This is a genomic window from Achromobacter sp. 01N37 (assembly GCF_056399725.1).
In genome coordinates, this window is sequence record NZ_JBFTRX010000005.1 from 545,040 (window position 1) to 570,384 (window position 25,345).

At 64.5% G+C, this 25,345-nt stretch carries 22 protein-coding genes; 3 read left to right on the plus strand and 19 right to left on the minus strand.

The features are described from left to right. Positions 1-19 precede the first annotated feature (19 nt). The 9 genes from nuoH to AC1DSJ_RS14035 form a co-directional block, all read right to left on the minus strand. Positions 20-1,093 carry an NADH-quinone oxidoreductase subunit NuoH gene (nuoH, locus tag AC1DSJ_RS13995; RefSeq protein ID WP_054424153.1) on the minus strand — a complete coding sequence of 358 codons (1,074 nt, stop codon included), beginning with the start codon at positions 1,091-1,093 and terminating at the stop codon, positions 20-22. After that, positions 1,093-3,420 (minus strand): NADH-quinone oxidoreductase subunit NuoG, encoded by a 2,328-nt coding sequence (gene nuoG, locus AC1DSJ_RS14000; protein ID WP_054424155.1) that lies wholly within the window; start codon positions 3,418-3,420, stop codon positions 1,093-1,095. The genes nuoH and nuoG overlap by 1 nt, the downstream gene beginning before the upstream one ends. A 15-nt stretch (positions 3,421-3,435) precedes the next feature. After that, complete coding sequence (gene nuoF / locus AC1DSJ_RS14005) at positions 3,436-4,803, minus strand: NADH-quinone oxidoreductase subunit NuoF (protein WP_054424156.1); 1,368 nt, start codon at positions 4,801-4,803, stop codon at positions 3,436-3,438. Further along, on the minus strand, positions 4,800-5,294 hold the full coding sequence (gene nuoE / locus AC1DSJ_RS14010; protein WP_006217963.1) for an NADH-quinone oxidoreductase subunit NuoE: 495 nt from the start codon (positions 5,292-5,294) through the stop codon (positions 4,800-4,802). Before nuoE ends, nuoF begins: the two co-directional genes overlap by 4 nt. A 47-nt stretch (positions 5,295-5,341) precedes the next feature. Beyond that, a complete protein-coding gene (locus AC1DSJ_RS14015) occupies positions 5,342-6,598 on the minus strand; it encodes an NADH-quinone oxidoreductase subunit D (RefSeq protein ID WP_006217962.1) in 1,257 nt (418 codons plus the stop codon). A 3-nt stretch (positions 6,599-6,601) separates the two neighbouring features. Next, entirely contained in the window at positions 6,602-7,228 is a 627-nt protein-coding gene (locus AC1DSJ_RS14020; protein ID WP_054424158.1) for an NADH-quinone oxidoreductase subunit C, read from the minus strand. 75 nt (positions 7,229-7,303) lie between these two features. Beyond that, positions 7,304-7,780 (minus strand): NuoB/complex I 20 kDa subunit family protein, encoded by a 477-nt coding sequence (locus AC1DSJ_RS14025; RefSeq protein ID WP_006217960.1) that lies wholly within the window; start codon positions 7,778-7,780, stop codon positions 7,304-7,306. A 42-nt stretch (positions 7,781-7,822) separates the two neighbouring features. Then, positions 7,823-8,182 carry an NADH-quinone oxidoreductase subunit A gene (locus AC1DSJ_RS14030; protein WP_006217959.1) on the minus strand — a complete coding sequence of 120 codons (360 nt, stop codon included), beginning with the start codon at positions 8,180-8,182 and terminating at the stop codon, positions 7,823-7,825. Between the two features lie 298 nt (positions 8,183-8,480). Next, complete coding sequence (locus AC1DSJ_RS14035; RefSeq protein WP_054424160.1) at positions 8,481-9,596, minus strand: porin; 1,116 nt, start codon at positions 9,594-9,596, stop codon at positions 8,481-8,483. A 459-nt stretch (positions 9,597-10,055) separates the two neighbouring features. On the opposite strand from AC1DSJ_RS14035, the gene AC1DSJ_RS14040 reads away from it, so the two are divergent. Genes AC1DSJ_RS14040 through AC1DSJ_RS14050 form a run of 3 tightly spaced genes read left to right on the plus strand, consistent with a single transcriptional unit; the run spans position 10,056 to position 11,547 of the window. Beyond that, a complete protein-coding gene (locus AC1DSJ_RS14040; RefSeq protein ID WP_342066156.1) occupies positions 10,056-10,673 on the plus strand; it encodes a TetR/AcrR family transcriptional regulator in 618 nt (205 codons plus the stop codon). Next, on the plus strand, positions 10,670-11,113 hold the full coding sequence (locus AC1DSJ_RS14045; RefSeq protein WP_054424163.1) for a PaaI family thioesterase: 444 nt from the start codon (positions 10,670-10,672) through the stop codon (positions 11,111-11,113). Before AC1DSJ_RS14040 ends, AC1DSJ_RS14045 begins: the two co-directional genes overlap by 4 nt. Continuing rightward, complete coding sequence (locus tag AC1DSJ_RS14050) at positions 11,110-11,547, plus strand: NAD(P)-binding domain-containing protein (protein ID WP_054424165.1); 438 nt, start codon at positions 11,110-11,112, stop codon at positions 11,545-11,547. Before AC1DSJ_RS14045 ends, AC1DSJ_RS14050 begins: the two co-directional genes overlap by 4 nt. Here the strand turns inward: AC1DSJ_RS14050 and AC1DSJ_RS14055 are convergent. The 10 genes from AC1DSJ_RS14055 to AC1DSJ_RS14100 form a co-directional block, all read right to left on the minus strand. Beyond that, positions 11,518-12,285: a phosphatase PAP2 family protein gene (locus AC1DSJ_RS14055; RefSeq protein ID WP_175169586.1), complete on the minus strand. Its 768-nt coding sequence runs from the start codon at positions 12,283-12,285 to the stop codon at positions 11,518-11,520. The two genes, AC1DSJ_RS14050 and AC1DSJ_RS14055, sit on opposite strands and share 30 nt — an antisense overlap. Further along, the gene (locus tag AC1DSJ_RS14060; RefSeq protein WP_441370624.1) at positions 12,282-13,076 is read right to left on the minus strand and encodes a metallophosphoesterase family protein; all 795 of its coding nucleotides are present in this window, start codon (positions 13,074-13,076) and stop codon (positions 12,282-12,284) included. The genes AC1DSJ_RS14055 and AC1DSJ_RS14060 overlap by 4 nt, the downstream gene beginning before the upstream one ends. Continuing rightward, positions 13,073-14,065, minus strand: a complete 993-nt coding sequence (locus AC1DSJ_RS14065; protein WP_441370623.1) for a diacylglycerol/lipid kinase family protein — start codon at positions 14,063-14,065, stop codon at positions 13,073-13,075. Before AC1DSJ_RS14065 ends, AC1DSJ_RS14060 begins: the two co-directional genes overlap by 4 nt. 93 nt (positions 14,066-14,158) lie before the next feature. Beyond that, on the minus strand, positions 14,159-15,958 hold the full coding sequence (locus AC1DSJ_RS14070) for a gamma-glutamyltransferase family protein (protein WP_054424171.1): 1,800 nt from the start codon (positions 15,956-15,958) through the stop codon (positions 14,159-14,161). A 162-nt stretch (positions 15,959-16,120) separates the two neighbouring features. Next, on the minus strand, positions 16,121-17,623 hold the full coding sequence (locus tag AC1DSJ_RS14075; RefSeq protein WP_346552924.1) for an ABC transporter substrate-binding protein: 1,503 nt from the start codon (positions 17,621-17,623) through the stop codon (positions 16,121-16,123). A gap of 205 nt (positions 17,624-17,828) precedes the next feature. Beyond that, positions 17,829-18,725: a LysR family transcriptional regulator gene (locus AC1DSJ_RS14080; protein WP_441370622.1), complete on the minus strand. Its 897-nt coding sequence runs from the start codon at positions 18,723-18,725 to the stop codon at positions 17,829-17,831. Continuing rightward, complete coding sequence (locus AC1DSJ_RS14085) at positions 18,722-19,387, minus strand: helix-turn-helix transcriptional regulator (protein ID WP_054424177.1); 666 nt, start codon at positions 19,385-19,387, stop codon at positions 18,722-18,724. Before AC1DSJ_RS14085 ends, AC1DSJ_RS14080 begins: the two co-directional genes overlap by 4 nt. Before the next feature lie 58 nt (positions 19,388-19,445). Beyond that, complete coding sequence (locus tag AC1DSJ_RS14090; protein ID WP_441370621.1) at positions 19,446-21,077, minus strand: efflux transporter outer membrane subunit; 1,632 nt, start codon at positions 21,075-21,077, stop codon at positions 19,446-19,448. A gap of 10 nt (positions 21,078-21,087) precedes the next feature. Continuing rightward, positions 21,088-24,189: a MexW/MexI family multidrug efflux RND transporter permease subunit gene (locus tag AC1DSJ_RS14095; protein WP_441370620.1), complete on the minus strand. Its 3,102-nt coding sequence runs from the start codon at positions 24,187-24,189 to the stop codon at positions 21,088-21,090. A 16-nt stretch (positions 24,190-24,205) separates the two neighbouring features. Further along, positions 24,206-25,336, minus strand: a complete 1,131-nt coding sequence (locus tag AC1DSJ_RS14100) for an efflux RND transporter periplasmic adaptor subunit (RefSeq protein ID WP_441370619.1) — start codon at positions 25,334-25,336, stop codon at positions 24,206-24,208. Positions 25,337-25,345: the final 9 nt, after the last annotated feature.

The window sequence follows — 25,345 nt, forward strand, 5'->3', positions numbered from 1 at the left end:
CCTGCCTCTGCCTGGCGGCTTAGCGCCAAATGTTCCAGGGCGTCTGCATCCAGATCGCCACCACGACCAGCCAAACGCCGGTCAGCGGGATGAAGATTTTCCAACCCAAACGCATGATCTGGTCATAGCGGTAGCGCGGGAACGATGCGCGGAACCACACAAACAACGAGACCACAACGAACGTCTTCAGACCGAGCCAGATCCAACCCGGAATCCAGGTCAGCGGCGCGATGTCGATCGGGGAAGCCCAGCCGCCCAGGAACATGATCGACGCCATGCAGGACAGCAAGATCATGTTGGCGTATTCACCCAGGAAGAACAGGGCGAAAGCCATACCCGAGTACTCGACCATGTGGCCGGCCACGATTTCCGATTCGCCTTCGACGACGTCGAACGGGTGGCGGTTGGTTTCCGCCACGATCGCCACGACGTAGATCACGAACAGCGGCAACAGCGGCAGCCAGTTCCAGGACATGAACGTCAGGCCCTTGTCGGCAAACCAGCCGCGGTTCTGGACGTTGACGATCTCGGACATGTTCAGGCTGCCCGACACCAGCAGCACCGTGACGAGCACGAAGCCGATGGCCAGTTCGTAGGACAGCATCTGTGCCGAAGCGCGCAGCGCGCCCAGGAACGCGTACTTGGAGTTCGACGCCCAGCCCGCCACGATCACGCCATACACGCCGATCGACGTGATGGCCATGATGTACAGCAGGCCGGCGTTGACGTTGGCCAGCACGACATCAGGACCGAAGGGAACCACGGCCCAGGCGGCCAGCGCGGGCATCAGCGTGACCACGGGGGCCACGACGAACAGCACCTTGTTGGCTTCGCTGGGAACGATGACTTCCTTCGTCAGCAGCTTGAACACGTCGGCAAACGGCTGCAACAGCCCCTTGAAACCGACACGGTTCGGACCCACGCGCACGTGCATGGCGCCAATCATCTTGCGTTCCCAGTACGTCAGGTACGCAACGCACAGAATGATCGGCACGGCGATGATCACAATCTTGATGAGGGTCCAGAGGACCATCCAGACCGTCGGGCCCAGCAATGCCTGCCCGTGGCTCTCAAGAACATTAAGCCATTCCATCAGGCACGCTCCACGCTGAGTTGACCGAATGCGCCACCCAGGGCTGCGGTGTTTTCAAAGGCTGCGGAAATGCGCACGGCGCGATCGGCCACGGCATCATCCTGCACGGTTTCGAGCTCGACGGCGCCTTCAGCACCCGTCACGCGCACCTTGACGCCGGCCGTCAGGCCAAGGCTGGTGAGCGTACGGCCGTTCATGGCGGCGGCGGGCTTCTTCGAGGCCGGGGAGGCTTGCAGCGGCTCGGAACGGCGGACCATGGCGTCGGTGCGGTAGATCGGCACGTCAGCCACGCGTTCCAGGCCCGTTGCGGCTTGACCCAGACCCAACGGCGCCTTGACGTCGTTGGACAGGCGGCCTTCGATGCCACCCGCCAGCGCGGCGTCGCGGACGGATTCCGACGTTTCATCGTCAAAGCCGGCCAAATGCAGGACGTTGCCCAGCACGCGCAGGACCTTCCAGCCCGGACGCGTCTGACCCAACGGCGTGACCGTACCCTTGAAGCTCTGGGCCAGGCCTTGCGCGTTGACGAAGGTGCCCGAGGTTTCAGTGAACGGCGACACCGGCAGCATGACGTCGGCCCATTCGGCGGCGGCCGAACGGTAAGGCGTCAGGGCGACGGCGAATTGCGCGCCACGCAGCGCGGCGATGGCTTGCTGGCCGTTGTCGGCATCCAGCAGCGGCTCGGCGTGCAGCACGATGTAGGCCTTCAGCGGCTCGGCCAGCATGGCCGCGGCGGTCTTGCCGCCCTTGCCCGGAACGGCGCCAGCCAGATAACCGCCGACCGTGTTGCCGCCGGAAGTCAGGAAGCCGAACTTGCCACCGGCCAGGTTCGCCACGGCGCGGCCGTTGGCGGCCAGCGTCGAGGCTTGGGCGCTGGCCACGGCCAGGTTACCCAGCAGCACGGCGGTGTTGGCGCCGGAAGCCAGGCTGGCTGCGATGATCTTGGCGTTTTCGCCCGGGGTGACCGAGGCGAATTCGGCCGGCACGGCCTGTTCCTTGGCTTGCGCCAGGGCGACGGCCACTTCGGCCAGCGCGCGCGGCAGCTCAGACGGCGCCACGGTGATGCGGGCGGCGATGGGCATCAGAGGATCGTCAGCGGCGCTGTCGACCATCAGGATCTGCGTGCCGCGCTTGGCGGCTTGACGCAGACGTTGCGCCATCAGCGGGTGATCCTTGCGCAGGAACGAGCCGACGACCAGGACGCGGTCCAGGTTGTCGAGTTCAGCGATGGGCATGCCCAGCCACGGCGCACCGGTCAACGCGGCATCGAAAGCCGGGTCGGTCTGGCGCAGGCGGAAGTCGATGTTCTCGGAACCCAGTGCACGGACCAGGCGGCCCAGCAGCGCATATTCTTCGGTGGTGGCGTATTCCGACGCCAGCGCGCCGATCTGGCCAGCGCCGAAGCTGTCGCGAACGCGCGACAGGCCTTGGGCCACGGCTTGCAGCGCGTCAGCCCACGAGGCTTCCTGCCACTTGCCGTCGGTGCCCTTGATCATCGGGGCGGTCAGGCGGTCGTCGCTGTTCAGGCCTTCGTACGAGAAGCGGTCGCGGTCGCTGATCCAGCATTCGTTGACGGCTTCGTCTTCGAACGGCACCACGCGCATGACGCGGTCGCCCTTGACCTGGACCACCAGGTTGGCGCCCAGGCTGTCGTGCGGGCTGACCGAACGGCGGCGGGCCAGTTCCCAGGTGCGGGCGCTGTAGCGGAAGGGCTTGGAGGTCAGCGCGCCCACCGGACAGATGTCGATCATGTTGCCCGACAGTTCGGACTCGATCGAGCGGCCGACAAACGTCGTGATCTCGGAGTGTTCGCCACGGCCCAGCATGCCGAGCTCCATGACGCCGGCAATTTCCTGGCCGAAGCGCACGCAGCGGGTGCAGTGGATGCAGCGGCTCATTTCCTCGGCGGAAACCAGCGGGCCCAGATCCTTGTGGAAGACGACGCGCTTTTCCTCTTGGTAACGCGAGGAAGAGCCACCGTAACCCACGGCCAGATCCTGCAGCTGGCATTCGCCGCCCTGATCGCAGATCGGGCAGTCGAGGGGGTGATTGATGAGCAAGAATTCCATCACCGACTTCTGAGCGGCGCGAGCCTTCTCAGAGCAGGTGTGGACGACCATGCCGTTGGTCACGGGCGTGGCGCAGGCGGGCAGCGCCTTGGGCGCTTTTTCCACTTCAACCAGGCACATCCGGCAGTTGGCCGCGATGGACAGTTTCTTGTGGTAGCAGAAATGCGGCACGTAAAGCCCGACTTTCTGAGCGGCATGCATGACCATGCTGCCTTCGGGCACTTCGACCTGATTGCCGTCGACGGTTAGTTCAACCATTGCTGTTCCTGAGACCTACAGATATTGCGGGACCACACAAGACTTATGCTCGATGTGGTGCGCGAATTCGTCGCGAAAATGCTTGAGGAAGCCACGGACGGGCATGGCGGCGGCGTCACCCAGGGCGCAAATGGTGCGGCCCATGATGTTGCCTGCCACGTTGTCCAGCAAGTCCAGATCTTCCGGACGGCCGTGACCGTTTTCGATGCGATGCACCATGCGGTAGAGCCAGCCGGTGCCTTCGCGGCACGGCGTGCACTGGCCGCAGCTTTCCTCGAAATAGAAGTACGACAGGCGCAAGAGCGACTTCACCATGCAGCGCGTTTCGTCCATGACGATCACAGCGCCAGAACCGAGCATCGAGCCGGCCTTGGCGATGGAGTCATAGTCCATCGTGCATTCCATGATGATGTCGGCCGGCAGCACCGGAGCGCTGGACCCGCCAGGGATCACGGCCTTCAGTTTCTTGCCGCCGCGCATGCCGCCCGCCAGTTCCAGCAGGGTCGAGAACGGGGTGCCCAGCGGGATCTCGTAATTGCCGGGGCGTTCGACGTCGCCGGTGATCGAGAACAGCTTGGTGCCGCCGTTGTTCGGCTTGCCGACTTCCAGGTAAGCCTGGCCGCCGTTGCGGATGATCCACGGCACGGCCGCGAACGTTTCCGTGTTGTTGATCGTGGTGGGCTTGCCGTACAGGCCAAAGCTGGCGGGGAACGGCGGCTTGAAGCGCGGTTGGCCCTTCTTGCCTTCCAGCGATTCCAGCAGCGCAGTTTCTTCGCCACAGATGTAGGCGCCGTAGCCGTGGAAGGCGTGCAGCTGGAAGCTGTAGTCCGAACCCAGGATCTTGTCGCCCAGGAAGCCGGCGGCGCGCGCTTCTTCCAACGCTTCTTCGAAGCGTTCATACACTTCGAAGATTTCGCCGTGGATGTAGTTGTAGCCGACGCTGATGCCCATGGCGTAGGCCGCGATCGCCATGCCTTCAATCACGATGTGCGGATTGAAGCGCAGGATGTCGCGGTCTTTGAACGTGCCGGGCTCGCCTTCGTCCGAGTTGCAGACCAGGTACTTCTGGCCCGGGAACGCGCGCGGCATGAAGCTCCACTTCAGGCCGGTCGGGAAGCCCGCGCCGCCACGGCCGCGCAGACCCGACGCCTTGACTTCGGCGATCACGTCTTCCGGCTTCATGCCGGTGGTCAGGATCTTCTTCAGGGCTTCGTAGCCGCCGCGCTTGACGTACTCTTCGAGGCGCCAGTTGGCGCCGTCGACATCAGCCATGATCTGCGGCGTGATGTGGCGGCCGTGCAGGCACATCGAATTGGACACGTCGTTCAGCGGGTTGGGGTCGAGCCCCTGCGCGAACTGCTTGTACAGGTCGGGCGCGTTCATGCCGACTCTCCTTGCACCTTGAGGGCCGCGACCAGCGCGTCCAGCTTCTCGTCGGTCATGCGCACGCACATATGCTTGTTGTTCACGATCAGCACGGGGGAATCGCCGCAAGCGCCCATGCATTCGCCTTCCACCAGCGTGAACTGGCCGTCGGCGGTGGTTTGACGATAGTCGACACCCAGCTTGCGCTTGAGGTATTCGCCGGCACGATCGCCATCGCGCAAGGCACAGGGCAAGTTCGTGCAGACGGCGATTTTGTTCTTGCCGACGGGCTTGACGTCGAACATGTTGTAGAACGTGGCGACTTCCTGCACCGCAATGGGCGGGACGCCAATGTAATTGGCCACATCTTCAATGGTTTCGGTAGCCAACCAGCCCTTCTCTTCTTGCGCGATGGCAAGCGAGGCCATGATGGCGGACTGCCGCTGGTCGGCCGGGAACTTCGCGAGTTCTCGGTCGATTTTCTGGTAGGCCTGTTCGGAAAGCAGCATAGTTTGAATCCGGGTTATGCGGGCGTGCTCGTGACTGTCTGGGCGGATCAGCGATCGATCTCGCCGAAAACGATGTCCTGCGTACCAATGATGGTGACGGCGTCGGCGATCATGTGACCGCGCGACATTTCATCCAGCGATTGCAGGTGGACAAAGCCGGGGGCCCGAATCTTCAGGCGGTAAGGCTTGTTGGCGCCGTCCGACACCAGATAGATGCCGAACTCGCCCTTGGGGTGCTCCACCGAGGCATACGCCTCGCCCGGGGGCACGTGGAAACCTTCGGTGAAGAGCTTGAAGTGATGAATCAGCTCTTCCATGTTGGTCTTCATGGCGGTGCGCTTGGGCGGGGCGATCTTGTGATTCTCGATCATGACCGGACCCGGGTTGTTGCGCAGCCATTCCACGCACTGGCGGATGATGCGATTACTTTCACGCATTTCGGCGATGCGGACCAGGTAGCGGTCGTAGCAGTCGCCGTTGACACCCACGGGGATGTCGAAATCGAGCAGGTCGTAGACTTCGTAGGGCTGCGTCTTGCGCAAGTCCCAGGCCACGCCCGAGCCACGCAGCATCGGGCCGGTGAAACCCAGCGCCTTGGCGCGGTCAGGATCAACCACGCCGATGCCCACCAGACGCTGCTTCCAGATGCGGTTGTCGGTGAGCAGCGTTTCGTACTCGTCGACGCAGGCCGGGAAGCGGTTGGTGAAGTCTTCGATGAAATCCAGCAGCGAGCCCGAACGCGCGTCATTCATGATGCGCATTTCTTTGTCGCCGCGGTACTTGCTGGTGTCGCCGTACTGCGGCATYGTGTCCGGCAGGTCRCGRTASACGCCGCCCGGACGGTAGTAGGCCGCGTGCATGCGCGCGCCCGAKACCGCYTCGTAGCAGTCCATCAGGTCTTCGCGTTCACGGAAGGCGTACAGGAACACCGCCATGGCGCCCACGTCGAGTGCGTGCGAACCCAGCGACATCAGGTGGTTCAGCAAGCGCGTGATCTCGTCGAACATCACGCGGATGTACTGAGCGCGCAGCGGGGCTTCAACGCCCAGCAGCTTTTCGATGGCCATGACGTAGGCGTGCTCGTTGCACATCATGGACACGTAGTCCAGGCGGTCCATGTAGGGCAGCGCCTGGATGTAGGTCTTGTGCTCGGCCAGCTTTTCGGTGGCGCGGTGCAACAGGCCGATGTGCGGGTCGGCGCGTTGGATGACTTCGCCGTCCAGCTCCAGCACCAGGCGCAACACACCGTGCGCGGCCGGATGCTGAGGACCGAAGTTAAGCGTGTAGTTCTTGATTTCTGCCATGATTTAACGCCCCAAGCCGTAGGAGTCTTCGCGGACCACGCGCGGAGTGATCTCGCGCGGATCGATCGTGACCGGCTGGTAAATGACGCGCCGTTGTTCGGGGTCGTAACGCATTTCGACGGTGCCCGACAGCGGGAAGTCCTTGCGGAACGGATGGCCGATGAAACCGTAGTCGGTCAGGATGCGGCGCAGGTCGGGGTGGCCTTCAAAGACGATGCCGTACAGGTCGAACGCTTCGCGCTCGAACCAGCCCACAGCCGGCCAGCATTCCATCAGCGACGCAACGATCGGGAATTCGTCGTCGGCGGCCCAGGTGCGGACACGCAGGCGCCAGTTGTTCTCGATCGACAGCAGGTGGATCACGACGGCGAAGCGCGCGCGGTGCACCTTGACGTTGGACTCTTCGGGCAGTTGGCGCGTGCCGTTGCCCCAGGTCAGGTAGTCGACGCCACAGAGGTCGATACAGGTTTCAAAGCGCAGACCGGCTTCGGTGCGCAGCTTGTTGCAGACGGAGAACCACTGCTGCGCGGGCACTTCGAGCGTCAGCTCGCCCAACGCCTCGGTCAGCGCGATATCCGCGCCGAGGGTGGTCTGCAAATTGTTTTTCAGGGTTTCGAGCCTGGTCATCATCTTGTACGCTTAGGTGAACCGATACGCTGGTTTCGAGAGCGCCGGCGGCAAGGACTGCCGCAGACGGGCGAACGCTCAGCGCGCAATCGTGTTGGTCAGACGGATCTTGTTCTGCATTTGCAGCAAGCCGTAGACCAGCGCCTCGGCCGTGGGCGGGCAGCCCGGCACGTAGACGTCTACCGGTACGATGCGGTCGCAGCCACGAACCACCGAATACGAGTAGTGGTAGTAGCCGCCGCCATTGGCACAGGAGCCCATGGAAACGACCCAACGCGGCTCGGGCATCTGGTCATAGACCTTGCGCAGCGCCGGCGCCATCTTGTTGCACAGCGTGCCAGCGACGATCATCAGATCGGACTGACGCGGACTGGGTCGGAAGATGATGCCGAACTGGTCCAGGTCATAACGGGCCGCGCCCGCGTGCATCATCTCAACCGCGCAACAGGCCAGACCGAAGGTCATGGGCCACATGGAGCCGGTCTTCGCCCAATTAAGGAACTTGTCGGCGCTGGTTGTGATGAACCCTTGCTTGAGAATGCCGTCTATAGCCATATTCGTCTCTGATAGCGAGCTGTGAAAAAAACCCGATGGGGCTTATTCCCAGTCCAGCGCGCCCTTTTTCCATTCGTAGATGAAGCCGACGGTCAACACGGCTAGGAAAACCATGACCGTCCAGAAACCGACGAGCCCGACTGTGCCTTGGGCGATGGCCCACGGGAACAGGAACGCGATTTCCAGGTCGAAAAGAATGAACAGAATCGCCACCAGGTAGTAGCGCACGTCAAACTTCATGCGAGCGTCTTCAAACGCTTCGAAGCCGCACTCATAGGGCGACAGCTTCTCAGCGTAGGGACGCCGCGGGCCAAGGAGGGAGCCGGCCGTTAGAAGCGCGAACCCGATAAGGGTGGCCACTACGATAAACAGCAGGACGGGAAAATACTGTTGCAGGTTCATTCAGGCGTCCGTCAAATGCGCAAACCTTAGGATTGTAGCATTCGCGCGGTTACTTCCGGCTGAACTCTGTAGCTTGAATAGCGGGTGAAAGACTGCATTCCTCAAATGGAACAATCGCAGTTTTCGGAGACAGAACCCGAAGCATACAGGACTTGGCCAACAAGCCGCAGCGCGACGATAAAAAACACAGAAAAGCACGAAAAAAAGCCACCCCGAAGGGTGGCTTTATACGAACGAGCCGCAGCCCGTTCGTTCGCTTGCGCTTTGAATCCAGACAGGGCTTGCGCCCTGCGTTGGATTAGAAGCGGTGGCGGATACCGACGCCGACGGCGGTCGACTTCAGGTCGTCCACGAAGGCGTAGTTCTTGGCGTACGAACCGTAGGCGTACAGGTTGGTGCGCTTGGACAGGTCGTAGGTGTAGCCCAGCGAGTAGACTTGGGTCGACTCATCGCCGCCGGTCAACTTGTTGTTGCTGGGGTCAACCATTTGCCACGAACCGAACAGGCTGCTTGCGCCGCCGATCGGGGCGGACAGGCCGACCATGTACGAGTTGGCCTTGAAGCCATCAGCAAAGGCGTTGGCGCCGAAGTTGATGCTGCCCAGGTTGGTGTCGACGCCTTGGCCAGCGAACCAGCCGTCGGTCGTGCGAGCGTAGGCCAAAGCCAGCTTCACGACTTCGAAGTCGTACGAACCGCCGATGGCGTACTGACGCGGGGTGGCGTCAACCGAAGCCGACGACAGCTTGTTCGAGGCGTTCAGTTGGTCGTACGTCAGGGCGACGTTCAGGGGGCCGTTGACGTAGCGCAGACCGGTCGTGATGGCGCGGGTGTTGTCGGCGGTCTTGAAGCCGGTTTGAGCAGCGTTGGTGTCGTTCACGTTGAACGAGTAGCCGACGCCGAACTGGAAGCCGCTGAACGACGGGGTCTGATACATGACCATGTTGTCGTAGCGGTTCGTGTTGGCGGCGCTCAGAGCCACGCCGATGTTAGCTTGACCGAAGCCAGCGCCGAACGGATCGATCGAGCCGAAGTACTTCGACGCGATGTTGGTTTGGCGACCGAAGTCCAGTTGGCCCCAGCTGTCGCTGGCCAGACCGACGGTGGCTTGACGACCGAACAGGCGGCCGCCTTGAGCGGAGTTGCCGTTACCGGAGTTGAAACCCGATTCCAGTTGGAAAACAGCGCGCAGGCCGTCACCCAGGTCTTCCGAGCCACGCAGACCCCAGCGCGAACCGTTCTGGACGCCGTTGATCATGCCGAAACGGCTGCCGTTCACGGCATCGTTCGCAGCACCGCTGATCTTGTTGTAGCCGAGGCCCGTGTCGATGATGCCGTACAGGGTGACAGACGTTTCTGCCTGGGCGACACCGGCAAAACCGGCGAGCAGGGCGGCAGCGAGCAGAGTCTTTTTCATTTAAGAAATCTCCGTTGATTTGAGTGACAAGAGCAGCAATCCAGCAAACCAGCCTGCCGCCCCCCTAACTCCGCGAAGGGAAGTTGACGCTATTGCATCAAAAATCGCGGGGACTGGCTATGGTCGGCATCAGAAAAGTGCTGGTTTAAGGCACCCCTGTTGGGATCTTGCAACATCGCAGGGATGCGGCGCCAAAGCTGCTAGGGCTAACCCTAAGCAAAACAGGCAAGCACGTATCCATGCGACTTTCAGCCCTGCCCCCAATTATCGACGGGGGTTTGGACGCGATCTTTCAGGTGCCTTTCGTGCCGGCTTCGCCCCGTCTTTCACCCTGAAACCCGTGGGACTTACGTTGTTGGCAGACTGCAAACGACCCGGCTTCGCGGGCAGTCAATAACATTGTTATTTAGAAAAATCGTCGATATGATCTGACTCAATTCAGACGACTTCGTCCCATCCATGCCCTCCTCCCCCGCCGACCGCAACGCGCGCAACGAAAGACTGAATGCCTTGCGCCGCCAGATGGTGTTGGACGCCGCGGTTCGGGTTTTCGAACGCGATGGGCTGGAAAAGACCACGATCCGGGCCATCGCCAAGGAAGCCGGCTGCACCACAGGCGCAATCTACCCTTGGTTTGCGGGCAAGGAAACGATTTACGGCGCGCTGCTGGACGAATCACTGCAACGGCTGCACGCCCATTTGGGCGAAGCGGCCACTGCGGGCGATGCGCCCACCGCCGCGCGCCGCGCCATCCACGCCTTCTTTGGTTACTACGCCCAGCGCCGGACCGACTTCTCGCTGGGTATGTATCTGTTCCAGGGCCTGGGCCCGCGAGGCCTGGGCCGGGACATGGACGAAAAGCTCAATGCCCGCCTGCAGCAATGCGTTGACCTGATGGGCGTGGCGCTGGCRCGCACCAAGGGCTGGGACGCCGCCACCGCGGCCGTCGAGCAGATGAACCTGTTCACCTACCTGATGGGCTTGCTGCTGCTGTTGCATACCCATCGGCTGAAGTCGCTCGGCCAGCAGGCCGACACCTTGCTCGACCACTACTGCCTTGCCCTGGAGCAACGATGACTGCCACCGCTTTAGCCACCGACGCTGATGCACCGCTGATCAGCCTGGCCGACTTCCACATCCTGCTGGCTGACCAACACCCCTTCTCGCTGCTGCTGGGCATCGACGTCGTGCGCATCGGCCGCGGCACGGCACGCGCCGTGTTGCCCGCCCGAGATGCGCATCAACGCCTGGGAGGCATCGTCGCGGGGCCCATGCTGATGGGCCTGGCGGACCTGACGATGTATGCCGCCGTGGTGGGCGCTACGGGCCAGGCCCATGCCGTCACGGCCAGCCTGACCATCAACTTTCTGCGCAAGAGCCCGGCCGGCGCCATCTACGCCGACGCCCGGCTGCTGAAGGTAGGCCGCTTGTCCGCCGGTGAAGTCATCCTGACTGGCGAAGGCTCCGACGAGCCGCTGGCCCATATCGTGAGCACGTGGTCCGTGCCAAAGCTATGAGCCCGCGCATCAGCATCGTGGGAATGGGTGAGACCGGCACGCTGGCCGCCCGCCGTCTGCTTGAGGCCGAGCCGGACATCGCGTTGACCCTGTACGACATCGACCCCGAACGCTGCGAAGATTTTCGCGGCTCGGCCACCTTGGCCACATCAGCGCGTGAAGCCCTGGCGGAATCGGACACCATCGTGCTGGCCTTGCCGCGTGAACGCGAGATCGACCGCACACTTGAGCGCTTCAGCGACGGCGAGGTAACGGCGCCCGTGTCCGGCAAGCTGATCGTGGACCTGGCCCCGCCGCCGCCCGAGCGGGCGCACCGGCTGGATCAGGCGATTACCGGCGCGGGCGGGCGCTACACCAGCATCCCTGGCTTGACCGATGAAGACGCCAGCGGCGGCCAACGGCGGCTATTGCGGCTCTTGCTCTGCCCGGCCTGACGGCCACCAGCGCTCGGCCACCGCCACGCAGATCGCCAGCCAGGCAAGGCTGACGGCGAAGCCCGCAACCACATCGCTGGCGAAATGCACTTGCAGCAGGATGCGGCTCAGGCCCACCGCCATGATCAACGCGGCGAAGACCGCCACACATGGCGTGCGCCACGGCGCCGGCGCCAGCCGCCACACCAGATAGCAGGCCGTGCCGTACACGGCCATCGCAGCCGAGGCGTGACCGCTGGGAAAGCTCCAGCCCGCCACGGCGGCATAACCGTGATCATGCTCTGGCCGAACGCGCTCGAAGGTGTGCTTGAGCACCCAGTTCAGCGCGCCCCCAACACCCGTGGCAATGGCGCAGAACGCCGCCAGCCGCCACCATCCCGTCCACAGCAGGTACAGCGTCATCCCTACGCTCAGCACCGTCAGAAAATTGCGGTCGCCCAGATAGGTGAACCAGGACAGCGCCCACAGCAACGATGAACTCATCGACATGCTCAGCGCGTCGGCCAGCGCGCCATCAAACGCCACGATGCCGCCCTGGCTGCGCACAGCGGCAGCCAATGCCAGAAACACCAGCAACAACACACCCACCCCGGCGATGCTGATCAACGCGCGCCCTCGCCGCGAGCTGCCGACATACGCGCGCATGACAAACACGGCCGCCGCGCCCGTGACCAGGGGCAGTCCGATGAACAATTCCAAGGCATGGGCCGACGCCCACGCCGCATACACATCGTTCATGAACCCGCCACCAGCGTCTTGTCGACCGGCGCAAACGCGTGCGTGCCCTCGGCGTAATCCCACCGCTCGACGTGGCATACCTGCTGGCCGCCCTCTTCTTCGCAGCGGATCACGTTGACCGAATTGGGCACACTGCCCCGCACACGGCGCGAGCAGGTCGTGCCCGCCTGCACGATCCAGCCCGCAGGCTTGCCCGCCGCGCTCAGCGGCAGCACATACGGCAGATGAATATGGCCACCCAGAATCAAGTCGACACCTGCCTGCGCCCAAGCCGCCAGCGCGCGCTCGCGGCCGATCAGCAGATTGGACAGGTCGGATTCGACTTTGGCGCGCACGGGGTGATGCGCGACCACGATGCGCAACTGGCCCGGCCGCGCCTGACGCAAACGCTGCGCGACGCGAGCGATCTGCGTATCGGAAATCTCGCCGTCCTTGCGGCGGCGGGGCCGCGTGGTGTTCACGCCGATCGCCAGCAGGCCCGGGGTTTCAAACACCGGCTCCAGCACCGCACCCAACGCCCGCTTGTAATTGCCATAGGGGTTGAGCGCGCGCGCAAACACATTGAACAGCGGGATGTCGTGGTTGCCGGGCACGGCCAGCACCGGCAGCGACAGGCGTTCGATGAACTTGCGGGCCGCGGCAAATTGCGCGCGCCGCGCGCGCTGCGTGATGTCGCCGCTAAGGACGACCAGATCAGGGTTCAATGAGCGCGCCAAGTCCAGCGCGGCTTCGACGACAGGTTTGCGTTCCGTGCCGAAATGCGTGTCGGAAAATTGCAGGATGCGCGTCATGAGCGGTCCAGGTATTGCGAGTCCGCCGGCACCACCAGCGGCAACGGCTCGGGAGACACCTTGAATTCCAGCGGGGTGTTCATCCACGAAATTTCGCCGTCCATCGCGACCTTGACGCGCTTTCGCCCGCGTATACCCACCGTCAGGCGATCAAACCCAAAGCTGATGACGTGTTCGGCTTCACCCAGCCGGCTGAACAGGCCGCGCACCAGCAGGCCATACAGCGCCAGCGTGCCTACCGGTTTGACGGTCATGGCGACCAGGCGGTTGCGGTCCAGCTCATCGGATTCGATGCCCACATGCTCAAGCTGAAGCTTGTTGTTGCCCACCACCAGCGTGGGTGTGCGCAGCTCGCGCGAACGCCCCTCGGTTTCCAGTTGCAGCCGCAGTTGGCGCGGCGCGCGCAGCAAGGTCACCACACCCGACCACAGCGCCACCAAACGGCTGCGGCCGAAGCGCTGCTTGTAGGCCTCGCGGTCTTCAAGCAGCGTGGGATACAGGCCTAGGCTGGCGTTGACCAGGAACAGCCGTCCGTTGAGTTGGCCCACCTGCACCGGCCGCAAATGGCCTTGAAGGAAACCCCGCAACGCCACCTCGGTATCTTGCGAGATGCCGTAGCTGCGTCCGAAATAATTGAATGTGCCTTGGGGCAGGATGCCGAACGGCACGCCCTTGCCCAGCACGGCGCCCGCCACTGCATTGAGCGTGCCGTCACCGCCTGCGGCAATCACCACGCCCTGCTCGTCCTGCGCGCGCTTGACCGCAGCCTGCGCGGTTTCGGTGAGTTTGGACGGGTCGTCCACCGGCATCAGCGTGTATCGCCGGCCCGCCTCGTCGAGGATACGGCGGATGGTGTCCTGCAGGACCTGCGCGTCGCCGCGCCCCGATCCGGTGTTGAGGACGATGAAAAGTGGCTCTTGTCCCGTGAGGGATTGCGCTCCGTTTGCCGGGCGCTGCTGGGATGACGTCATGGAAGAAAGATAGCCCATGCCGGCAAAACGCCGCAAGGCGGCATCGTCCGCCCGGGCGCCGCCGATGCCTGCAGCCCCACGGCCGCGCACACCGGCGAGTCCCGCCAAGCCTTAGCGGCCGATCGCGTACGCCTGCATCAGACGCGGCGTGGCCGCGGCATGCAACAGCCCGTCTTCATCCCGCGAGGCGGCCGTCAGACGGCCCACCGACCATTCCGGCACCTCTTCGATTTGATGGCCGCGCTGGCGCAAGCCCTCGATCACATCGGCGCCAAAGCTGGCCTCTACCGCCAGATGACCCGGCTTGCGGTCACGCGGATAGAACGACGTGGGGAAATGCATGGTGTGCGACATCGGCAGGTCGATGGCTTCCTGCAAGTTCAAGCCATGGTGCACATGGCGCAGGAAGAACAGCAATTGCCATTGCTCTTGCTGGTCGCCGCCCGGCGTGCCGAACGCCAGGTAGGGCTTGCCATCGCGCAGCGCCAGCGACGGCGTGAGCGTGGTGCGCGGACGCTTGCCGGGGGCCAGCGTGCCGGGCAGCCCCTCTTCCAGCCAGAACATCTGGGCGCGGGTATTCAAGCCAAAACCCAATTCCGGAATCACCGGCGACGACTGGAACCAGCCGCCCGACGGCGTCGCTGAAATCATGTTGCCCCAGCGGTCGATAACGTCCACGTGCGTGGTGTCGCCGCGCTTGGCAGACGCGCGCATGTCCGCCAGCGTGGGCTCGTTCGTCGCGCTGCCCGGCGCCGACACCTTGGACAAGCGCTCCAGCGTGTCCATCACACGCGCCACCTGCGCCTCGAAGCCCGGCACCTGGCCCGGCAACAAATCGTGCGACGCGGTCTCGCCAATCAGGGCGCGGCGTTCCGCGTTGTACGCGTCAGACAGCAGATGCGCCAGCGGCACGTCGATGAACGCCGGATCGCCGTAATACGCCTCGCGGTCGGCAAACGCCAGCTTCATGGCCTCGGTGACACGGTGGATGAACTCCACGCTGTTCGGGCCGACGCCCGCCAGGTCCATGCCCTTGAGCAACGCCAGCGTTTGCAAAAAGACCGGCCCCTGGCTCCAGGCGCCCGCCTTGGCCACGGTGTAGCCGTGATAGTCGTAGGTCAGCGGCGTGTCGTAGCTGGCCGACCAGCCCGCCAGATCGTCCGCCGTGATGACGCCACGATGGGTGGTGCCGCTTTCGTCCATGACGTCGGTGTTGCGCGCGAACTTGTCGATCTCGTCGGCGATGAAGCCCCGGTAGAACGCGTCGCGCGCCGCTTCAATCTGGCGTTCGCGGTCAGCGCCCACGCTCTCGGCTTCCTTCAACACGCGGGTCCAGGTGCGGGCCAGCGCCGGGTTGCGGAACAGCTTGCGCGCTTCTGGCACCTTGCCGCCCGGCACGTAGACCTGCGCCGTTGTCGGCCAATGCGTTTCGAAAAAGTCCTTCAACCCGGCGATGGTGTTGGAGATGCGCGGCATCAGCGCGTGGCCATGCTCGGCGTAATAGATGGCCGGTTCCAGAACATCGCGCACGCGCATCGTGCCGTGGTCGCGCAGCAGCAGCATCCATGCATCAAATGCGCCCGGAATCACCGTGGCCAACAACCCGTTGCCAGGGATCAGCTTCAGCCCTTCGGCGCGATAGCGCTCCAGCGTGGCGGCGGCCGGGGTCGTGCCCTGGCCGCACAGCACTTCCACCTTGCCCGTACGCGCCGAATAGAACACGGCCGGCACTTCGCCAGCCGGGCCGACCAGGTGCGGTTCCACCACTTGCAGCACGAAGGCCGACGCCGCGCACGCGTCAAACGCATTGCCGCCGCGTTCGAGCAGCGACATGCCGGCCGCGCTGGCCAGCCAATGGGTGGAGGTCACGACACCAAAGGTGCCAAGGATTTCCGGGCGAGTCGTAAACATGAATCATCCAATAGGGTTGTCTAAGCGAAGCCCCCAGAATCCGCCCATCCCGTGCGAGCGCCCCTCCCTAAGTGGGGGCACCGCGGAGCCGGCTCCGCCGGTCCGGGTGTGCCGCCCCCCCTCAAGGGGGCCCGCGTAAGCGGGTAGGGGGTGGTCCTTCCTCTATTTCTTGGCGACCGTCACGCCCTTCAGGCGGATCAGGCCGTCGGGGTACGGCACGAAGCCTTCCACCTTCTTCTGCACGCCAAAGGTCCACGGCAGATAGAACAGGTAGACGATCGGGCGCTGGTCCTGCATTGCCGTCAGCACCTGGTCATACATGGCGCGCCGCTTGGCGTTATCGGCTTCGGCGCGGGCGTCGTTCAACAGCTTGTCGACACCGGCGTCGCAGAACTTGCCATCGTTCAGGTTGCCCTTGCAGCTGACGTACTGGTGGATGTTGCCACTGGGGTCGACACGGCCCGACCAGCCGCTCTGGCCCACTTCGAAGTCACCGCGCGCCAGCGACGATTGCAGCGACGCGAACTCGACCGGACGCAGGGTGATATCGAATCCGGCTTCGGCGCCCATGGCCTGCACCAGCTCAAACACTTGCTGCATGGTGGTGTTGTTGCCGAACGTGATCTCGAACTTCACGCGGTCGTAACCGGCTTCCTTCAACAGCGCCTGCGCCTTCTTCGGGTCACGGCCCTTGTGCTCGAAAGCGGTGTTGTAGGCGAAGCTGGCGGGCGGGAACGGTTGGTAGGCCGGCTGGAACATGCCTTCGCCGATCACTTGGTTCAGCACGTCGCGGTCAATCGCCAGATCCAGCGCCTGACGCACGCGCTTGTCTTTGGCCAGCGGGTTGTTGGCGCGTGCGCCATTGCCCAGATTGACCGAGATCGATTGGAAGCCCAGGCCCGTCACCGGCGCCAGACGCAGGTTGCGATCGTCCTTCACCGCCTTGGCGTCGCTGGGGGCCACGCGTTCGATGATGTCCAGGTCGCCCGCGCGCAGGTTGTTCAGGCGCACGGTGTTGTCGGGAATCGGCGTGAAGACCAGGCGGTCAAAGTGATAGTTGCCGGCGTCCCAGTATTTAGGAAACTTCTCGAGCACGATGCGATCGTTCTGCACGCGCTCCTTGAATTGGTACGGGCCCGAGCACACGGGTTTGCCGCCCGGGTCCTTGTCGAAGGCAGCGGGCGACATCATCATGCCGGCGCGGTCCGACAGCTGCGACAGCAGCGAGGCGTCTGGCTCGGCCAAGTTCAGCACAACGGTGTGCTCGTCCGGCGCGTCCACGCTGGCGACGGTGGCCAGTTCACTCTTGCGGTTGCTGTCCGGCAGCGTGCGGGCGCGGTCCAGGTTGGCTTTGACGGCGGCGGCGTTGACCGGCGTGCCGTCATGGAAGACGGCATCGGTGCGCAGCTTGAACGTCAGCGATTTGTTGTCCGGGCTGATCGTCCAGGACTGCGCCAGCTGCGGCACGATCTTCAGGTCAGGCGTAATGTCGACCAGCTTGTCGCACAAGGAAGCGAAGACGATGCGGCCCACGAAGGTGCGCGCACGCACGGGGTCCAGCACGTCCGGGTCGTCCTGCAAACCGATTTTCAGGGTCGACTGGGCTTGCGCCAGGCCGCTAGCCAGCATTCCCGCCATAGCCATGGCGAGGCAAAGTTTACGCATGAATGATCTCCGTCTATGCATCTTGTTGGATTCTGCGCCAGGCGCGCGGCGATTGTATAGAGCGCAAGCTGTCGCGGCGCTAAATTCCGGCGAGCATTGGCCGCCTTGCGGACGCGGGCGGGCCTGAAGCTGGGGTTGGGGTTCCCGGGGCCGGGGACGGGCCGGGCCGAGGCGGGGTTCGGGTTCGGGCCTGAGGTCGAGAACCTTAGGGCAGCCGGCAAGGCGCCGAGAAGTCCACCGCCGAGGCCACCGCGTCACGCAACAAGGCGACAAGCGCGCGGTGGTCGTCGCGGCGGTACTGGAAGGAATACGGCAAGGCGGCCAGTTCGGGTTCGCCCTGCAATACCCGCAAACTGCCCTCGGCCGCCAGCGCGTCGGCCCAATGGCTGGGCAGCAGCCCAACGCCCGTGCCTTCAATCAGCATGCCAACGATGGCGCCCCAGTTGTTGCAGCACAAGCGCTCGCCAGCAGCGTCGCGCCCGGCCAGCCAGTCGTCGATGATGCGCGTCGTGCCTGCGCCGGCCGGCAGCGTCACCAGCGGCAGGCGGGCCAGCAACGACGGTGTCATGCGGGTTTCCCCGTCCAGCACGGACGGCGACGCCGCCCAGGCAAAGCGGGCTTCGCCGATCGGCGTCGAGGCAATGTTCGCGCGCGACGAACGCCCCGCGATCACCGCAAAATCCAGTTCGCCGTCCGCCACGCGCTGCTCCAGCACCTGGCCGATATCCACATACGGCTCCAGCACCAGGTCGGGATACGCCGCGCGCACGGCGCCGATCAGGCGCGGCAGCCACGTCAGCGCAGTGAGTTCGCCCACACCAAAGCGGCAGCGGCCGCGCAAGCCCGGCGTTTGGGTCATGGACGCGCGCACCTGATCGGCCGCGGCCAGCAGTTCACGCGCCTGCGGCACCAGCCGCTGGCCGGCGTCCGTCAGCGCAGCCTTGTGGCCGCTGCGGTCAAACAGCGGCTGGCCCAACGCGTCTTCAAGCTCGGTGATGCGCTTGGACAAGGACGACACCGACAGGTGCAGCCGCTCGGCCGCCACGGCAAAGCTGGCGCAGGTGGCGGCCCAGTAGAAGGCTTCGAGTTGCTTGAGCGTCATGCGCGCGGCTGCTCACGCACGCGATACGCGCAGCGCCGCGCGCCCGCCAGAATGTGTTCTTCGCGAGCCACTTGCACGTCTTCGCCCAGCACCTGGCGAAACAGTTCCAGCTCACTGCGGCAAAAGCCCATACAGGCCTTGGCCGCCGAACAGATCGGGCAGTGGTTTTCAATGAAGACGAATTCATCGCCGTCCTGGCGCAGTTCGGCCATATAGCCTTCGGACGAACGCACCTGCACCAGACGTTCCAGGCGCGCCTTCAGATCGCTCGCGCCCAGCATCGCCTGGTGGTAGCTATTCAGCATGGCGGTTTCGCGCACCTGGATCAGCTTTTCCACGCCCTCGTCGCCAAACACCTGACGCACCGCACCGATCATCTGCACGGTCATTTCGGCGTGGGTGTCCGGAAAACGGCCGTGGCCCGCTTCCGTCAGAAACCAGATCTGAGTGGGCCGGCCACGGCCCGCGCTGTGGCTTTCGGAGTCGACCAGCCCATCCGCATGCAGCCGCGTCATCTGCTGGCGGACGGCCTCGGCCGTCACGTCCATGGCCTTGGCGATGACGGCGATGGACTGCGGGCCGCGAGTCTTCAAGGTCATGAGCACGCGGTCGGCCGGCTGATGCGGCATCCAGGTGACGGGTTGGGACAGGCTGTCGGACATGGCGATAACGAAACTCCTGGGCAATGTTGGCTATGGTGCCACGAACCGGGGCCGGCGGTCAGCCTGCGGCGGCGGGCTCCGGGTTGGCACCTGGATTGGCATCTGGGTTGACGCTGGGGTTGGTATTGGGATCGGCTTCCCATCCGCCGCCCAGCGCCTTATAGAGCGCTATCAGACGCGTATAGGAATCCGTTTCCGCCACCGCCACGGCGTCCTGGGCGCGCAAAAGCGTACGCTGCGCGTCCAGCACCGTCAAATACGGGGCGCTGCCTTCGCGATAGCGCAACTGCGCCAGTTCCGCCGCGCGCCCGCTGTACGCGGCGGCCTGCGCCAGGTTGCCCAAGCGCAGCTGCGTCTGGCCGAACTCGGTCAGCGCCGACTCCAGTTCTTCCACCGCGCGCAGCACGGTCTGCTCGTAGCGCGCCACTTCGCCGTCGGAACGCGCAACCGCCCCCCGCTTTCTGGCCAGCGCCGTCGGCAAATGAAACGCCGGCCAGTTCACGCCAGAGGCAACGCTGAAGGCCCGGCTCGAACTTGAACCGAAATCCGCCCCACGCAGCGCAACGAAGCCCAAGAAACCGCCCAGATCGATACGCGGATAAAGCTCGGCCGTGGCCACGCCCACGTCCGCATTGGCTGCGGCCATCGACCGTTCGGCGGCCAGGATGTCCGGGCGGCGAGACAGCAGCGCGCCCACATCGCCGATAGGTAACTTGGCGGTCAACGGCGCCAGCGGCTTGCCGGCGTCCAGCTCGCCAAGCTCCACCGGCCGCATCCCGGCCAGCACCGCGATGCGGTACAGCGCCAGCCGCCTGGCCGCGACTTGCACCGGCACGCTGGCCTGCACGGTTTCCAGTTCGGCCCGCGCGCTGGCCAGGTCGCCTTCGTCGCCCCGGCCCGCCGTCACCATGGCCTGCGTGACGCGCAGGCTGTCGCGCTGACTGTCCAGATTGGCGCGCGCGACGGCCAGGCGCTGTTCAGCGCCGCGCAGTTCGAAGTAATTGCGGGCGACTTCGGCCGCCACCACGATGCGGGCCTGAGCCAAGTCCGCCGCTTGCGCTTCACTGCGCGCCGCGGCGCCTTCGGCTGCCCGGCGCAGACGGCCGAACAGGTCCAGTTCCCAGGTAGCGTCAAAACCCGCCCGATAACTCTGCGCCAGATTGCGCTGCCCTGCCGTACCGGCATTGGCCTGCGACAAGCTGCGCTCGTAGCGGCCATCCAGCGTCACGGCCGGCAACTGGTCGAGTTCTTTTTCGTCCAGCACCGCGCGCGACTCGGCTAAGCGAGCTTGCGCGATGCGGATGTCGTGGTTGCGGGACAGCGCCAGATCAATCAGCCGGTCCAGCTGCGGGTCTTGCAACTGCCGCCACCAGTCGCGCTGCAACTGGTCGGCAGAGAACAGGGCCTGTTCGGGGCTGGCCAGCGCAACGGGCGCAGACTGTGGCGGCTGATAGTCAGGGCCGACGGCGCACCCAGCCAGGGCCAGCGCGGCCAGCAGCACGGTGGCCCCGCGGAACCACGAGTGTTGACCCGAGAATTGACGGCCCAAGACGTGGCGGCCCAAGACATGGTGACCCAAGAAGTGGCGACCCAAGAAGTAGTGACCCGAGACGTGGTGACCCGAGACGTGATGACCCAAGAAGTGGCGACCCAAGACGTGTTGGTCCAAGACGTATTGACGTTGATTCATGATCGGTTCCTTAATGCGACGCGGCCGCGCGGGCGTCTTCGGCCTGCGCCGCCGCCAGCTCGCGAGCACGCGGCGTGTCGTTGGCCGCGCGGTGGTCGCGCGCGAAAACGGTATAGACGGTGGGCAGCACGAACAGCGTGAACAAGGTGCCCACCAGCAGGCCCACCACGATGACCAAGCCCAAGCTATAGCGGCTATGCGCGCCCGCGCCGGTGGCGAACAGCAAGGGGATCAGCCCCATCACCATGGCCGCCGTCGTCATCAGAATGGGGCGCAGGCGGATGCGGGCGGCCTGCTCCATGGCGGCGCGGCGGTCCAGCCCGTGGCTGACCTGCATCTCGTTGGCGAACTCCACCATCAAAATGCCGTGCTTGCTGATCAGGCCAATCAAGGTCACCAGACCGATCTGCGTGTAGATGTTGACGGTGGCCATGCCCAGCGCCAGCGGAATCAGCGCGCCGCAGATCGACATGGGCACGCTGACCAGGATGATGAACGGGTCGCGCAGGCTTTCGTACTGCGCGGCCAGCACCAGATAGATCACGATGATGGCGAAGATGAAGGTGATCATCAGCGCCGAGCCTTCCTGGCTGAACTGGCGCGCATCCGATTGCCAGTCGTAGCTGAAGCCGGCGGGCAACTGCTGGGCCTGACGCGTCAGGAACTGCACCGCGTCGCCCATGGTGACGCCGGGCATCGGAATAGCCTGGAAGGTGGCCGCATTCAGCTGATTGAACTGCGTCAGAGAATTAGGCTCCACGCCCATCGACACCGTCACCAGGTTGGACAGCGGCACCTGCGCCCCCGTCGCGCTCTTGACGTGGAACTGCGCCAGCGATGCCGGCGAGATGCGCTGCTCGCGCAGGCTTTGTGGAATCACGTCGTACGAACGGCCATCGATGCCGAAGCGGTTGATGTAGTTCTCGCCCACCAGCACGGCCAGTGTGTCGCCAATGTCTTTCATGGTGACGCCCAGGCTGTTGGCCTTGGCGCGGTCCACCTTCAGCTGCACGACCGGGTTGTTGTAGTCCAGATCGCTGTCCACCACCATGAACAGGCCGCTTTCACGCGCCGCCTTCTTCAGGTTTTCCATGGCCTCGTAGACGACGGGGTAATCCGCCGCGCTCATCAGCACCATCTGCACGGGCAGGCCGCCCGTGGAACCCGGCAACGACGGCAATTGGAAGGCGAAGATGTTGCTGCCTTCGACCTGGTTGGCCATGGCCTGCATGTCGGCCTGGATCTCGTCGGCGTTGCGTTTGCGCTCGTGCCAGTCCACGAAGTCCACCCCGCCGATGCTGTTGGACACGCCATCTGATCCGTTGATCAGCCAGCGCCCCTTTTGCTCGGGCAAGGTCTTCATCACGTCGTCCCACTTCTTGCCGAACTTCTCGACATAGTCGATGTTGGCGTGCTGCGGCGACTTGATCGCGGTGAGCACCGTGGACTGGTCTTCAACCGGCGCCAACTCGCGCTGCGCCGCGTTGTACAGGAACGGCAGGCTCACCAGCACCGCCACCGCAATCAGCCCGGTCACCCAACGATGATGCAGGGACACGTCCAGCACCCGGCCATAGGCCTCGCCCAGACGCCCGAAGAAGTGTTCAGCGCGACGCGCCATCCAGCCGTCTGACACGCGATGGTTCAGCAGGAACGAGCTCATCACGGGCGACAGGGTCAAGGCGATCACGCCCGACACCACCACGGCGCCTGCCAGCGTGAACGCGAATTCCTTGAACAGCGACCCGGTCAACCCACCCATCAGCCCGATGGGCGCATAGACGGCGGCCAGCGTGATCGTCATGGCGATCACCGGCCCTGCCACTTCGCGCGCACCGATCAGCGCGGCGCGCACCGGCGACTTGCCCTCTTCAATATGCCGGTGCACGTTTTCCACCACCACGATGGCGTCATCCACCACCAAGCCAATGGCCAGCACCATCGCCAGCAAGGTCAACAGATTCACGCTGAAGCCAAACAGCGCCATGATGGCCGCCCCGCCCAGCATCGACAGCGGAATGGTGACCACCGGAATCAGCACGGCGCGCAACGACCCCAGGCACAGGAAGATCACCACCACCACGATGGCAATGGCTTCCAGCAGGGTTTGCATCACGCCGTCGATGGACGCGCTGATGAAGCGGGCCAGCTCGAACGGCACTTGCACGCTGGTGCCGGGCGGCAGGTTCTGCTTGATGTTGGGCACCAGCTCTTGCAGGCGTTTGACGATGACCAGCGGGTTGCCCACAGGCGTCGCGTTCAGGCCGAAATAAACGGCGGGGTCGCCATCCATCAGGCCGCTGGAATCGGTGGATGCCGCGCCCAGTTCAACAGTGGCCACATCGCCCAGCCGCACGATGGCGTCGCCATCACGCTTGACCACCAGGTCGCGGAATTCCGCCACGTTCACCAGGTCGGTGTTGACCTGGATGTTGGACACCACGTACAGGCCCTTGGCCTGGCCCGGTGCGGCTTGCACGTTGTTGTCGCGCAGCGCCTGGGCCAGTTCGCCCGCGGAGATACCGCGCGCGGCCATGCGGTTGGGGTCCAGCCATACGCGCATGGCCAGCTTCTGGCCGCCATAGAGTTCCACGCTGGCCACGCCATCAATGGACGACAACTGCGGCTGCACCACGCGCGACAGGTAATCGGTCAGCGCCGCCAGCGACAACGTCGTGCTGGAAAAGCCCACATAGGCCACGGCGGTTGCTTCGCCGGCGGACTTGACCAGCACCGGGTCGTACACATCCTGCGGCAAGCGGTACTTGACCTCGTTGACCTTGGCCATGACCTCGGTCATGGCCTTGTTGGAATCGGCGTTCAGCTTCATGCGCACCGTGATCACGCTGCGCCCCTGCGTGGACGACGACGACAGGTAGTCGATGCCCTCCACCGTGGCCACCGATTGCGCGATGGGTTGCGTGACGAAGCCTTGCATCAGGTCAGGCGATGCGCCCGGGTATTGGGTGGTGATGGTGATGGTGGTGCTTTCGGTCAGCGGGTACTGCCGCACGGGCAGACCGCTCAGCGCCTTGATGCCCAGCAGCAGAATCAGCGTGCTAACCACCAGCGCCAGCACCGGACGGCGTACGAAAAGATCGGTGAATCTCATGCTTGTCTCCGCCTTATTACTGGGCTTGCGCCACGGCTTGTTGCGGGGCGCCCAGCGCAACCGTGTCAGCGGCAATGACCTCGACGGCGGCGCCGTTATGCAGGCGCAGCTGGCCGGACGTCACGACCTGGTCGTCCGCGTTCAGCCCTTCGGCCACAACGACCCGGCCGCGCACGCGCTCGGCGGTCTTCACATAGGCCTGGCGCACGGTGGACGCGGCCTTGTCCTCGCCCGGCTTGGGCGGCGTCAGCACGTAGACGGAATCGCCATAGGCGCTATAACTGACGGCGGTTTCCGGCACGGTGATCACGTTGGGGCGGTCGGGCAAGCCGATGCGGCCCTGGGCGTACATGCCGGCGGCGAGCGCCCCGTCGGCGTTCGGCAAGGTGGCCTGCACGCGCACCGTGCGCGAACCCGGGTCCACCTGCGGCTCGACCGTGGATACCGTGCCGGTGAATTCGCGTCCGGCATGGGCGTCCACCGTCACCGTGACGGGCTGGCCGGCGCGCAGCGCGCCCAGCGCCTGCTCGGGTAGCGTGATGTTGGCGTACAAGGTCGACGCGTCGGTCAAGGACACCAACGCGTCGCCCGCCTTGGCGAACTGGCCCAGATTGACCCGGCGCACACCCAGCACACCATCGAACGGGGCCTTCACCCGCTTTTGCTCGATAAGCGCCTGCACCCGCTTGATGTCGGCGGCGGCCTGGTCGTAATCGGCCTGCGCCTGGTCCAGCTGTTCACGCGTGGCCGCCTGTTGCGGCAGCAGCCGGCGCGTGCGTTCCAGCAGAGTGCGGGCGTTGCGCGCCTGCGCCTGAAGCCGGGCCAGCTCGCCCTGTTCGGGCGCGTCATTCATCTGCACCAGCAACTGGCCAGCCTGCACCCGCTCTCCTGCGGTGAACAGAATCTGCGTGACGCGGCCATCCACTTCGGCCGGCACCAGCACCTGGCGCGTGGCTTCCAGCGAACCGATACCCGCCAGCGCCATGGGAAAGTCCGCCCGTACGGCCGGCGCCACGGCAACTTTTGCCGGCGGCATCGCCCAGCCGCCCGCTTGTGATGCGCCGCCGAACTTCCAGACCAGCCCGCCCCCCACTGCCAGCACCAGCACGACAGCGCCCGCCGCCCATGCCCCAGATTTCGCCTTCATGATTCGCTC

What these genes read in the sequence shown, in the direction of transcription:
- nuoH (WP_054424153.1), bottom strand. Translation starts at nt 1,093, where the DNA reads ATGGAATGGCTTAATGTTCTTGAGAGCCACGGGCAGGCATTGCTGGGC.
- nuoG (WP_054424155.1), bottom strand. Translation starts at nt 3,420, where the DNA reads ATGGTTGAACTAACCGTCGACGGCAATCAGGTCGAAGTGCCCGAAGGC.
- nuoF (WP_054424156.1), bottom strand. Translation starts at nt 4,803, where the DNA reads ATGAACGCGCCCGACCTGTACAAGCAGTTCGCGCAGGGGCTCGACCCC.
- nuoE (WP_006217963.1), bottom strand. Translation starts at nt 5,294, where the DNA reads ATGCTGCTTTCCGAACAGGCCTACCAGAAAATCGACCGAGAACTCGCG.
- AC1DSJ_RS14020 (WP_054424158.1), bottom strand. Translation starts at nt 7,228, where the DNA reads ATGATGACCAGGCTCGAAACCCTGAAAAACAATTTGCAGACCACCCTC.
- AC1DSJ_RS14025 (WP_006217960.1), bottom strand. Translation starts at nt 7,780, where the DNA reads ATGGCTATAGACGGCATTCTCAAGCAAGGGTTCATCACAACCAGCGCC.
- AC1DSJ_RS14030 (WP_006217959.1), bottom strand. Translation starts at nt 8,182, where the DNA reads ATGAACCTGCAACAGTATTTTCCCGTCCTGCTGTTTATCGTAGTGGCC.
- AC1DSJ_RS14035 (WP_054424160.1), bottom strand. Translation starts at nt 9,596, where the DNA reads ATGAAAAAGACTCTGCTCGCTGCCGCCCTGCTCGCCGGTTTTGCCGGT.
- AC1DSJ_RS14045 (WP_054424163.1), top strand. Translation starts at nt 10,670, where the DNA reads ATGACTGCCACCGCTTTAGCCACCGACGCTGATGCACCGCTGATCAGC.
- AC1DSJ_RS14050 (WP_054424165.1), top strand. Translation starts at nt 11,110, where the DNA reads ATGAGCCCGCGCATCAGCATCGTGGGAATGGGTGAGACCGGCACGCTG.
- AC1DSJ_RS14055 (WP_175169586.1), bottom strand. Translation starts at nt 12,285, where the DNA reads ATGAACGATGTGTATGCGGCGTGGGCGTCGGCCCATGCCTTGGAATTG.
- AC1DSJ_RS14060 (WP_441370624.1), bottom strand. Translation starts at nt 13,076, where the DNA reads ATGACGCGCATCCTGCAATTTTCCGACACGCATTTCGGCACGGAACGC.
- AC1DSJ_RS14065 (WP_441370623.1), bottom strand. Translation starts at nt 14,065, where the DNA reads ATGGGCTATCTTTCTTCCATGACGTCATCCCAGCAGCGCCCGGCAAAC.
- AC1DSJ_RS14070 (WP_054424171.1), bottom strand. Translation starts at nt 15,958, where the DNA reads ATGTTTACGACTCGCCCGGAAATCCTTGGCACCTTTGGTGTCGTGACC.
- AC1DSJ_RS14075 (WP_346552924.1), bottom strand. Translation starts at nt 17,623, where the DNA reads ATGCGTAAACTTTGCCTCGCCATGGCTATGGCGGGAATGCTGGCTAGC.
- AC1DSJ_RS14080 (WP_441370622.1), bottom strand. Translation starts at nt 18,725, where the DNA reads ATGACGCTCAAGCAACTCGAAGCCTTCTACTGGGCCGCCACCTGCGCC.
- AC1DSJ_RS14085 (WP_054424177.1), bottom strand. Translation starts at nt 19,387, where the DNA reads ATGTCCGACAGCCTGTCCCAACCCGTCACCTGGATGCCGCATCAGCCG.
- AC1DSJ_RS14090 (WP_441370621.1), bottom strand. Translation starts at nt 21,077, where the DNA reads ATGAATCAACGTCAATACGTCTTGGACCAACACGTCTTGGGTCGCCAC.
- AC1DSJ_RS14095 (WP_441370620.1), bottom strand. Translation starts at nt 24,189, where the DNA reads ATGAGATTCACCGATCTTTTCGTACGCCGTCCGGTGCTGGCGCTGGTG.
- AC1DSJ_RS14100 (WP_441370619.1), bottom strand. Translation starts at nt 25,336, where the DNA reads ATGAAGGCGAAATCTGGGGCATGGGCGGCGGGCGCTGTCGTGCTGGTG.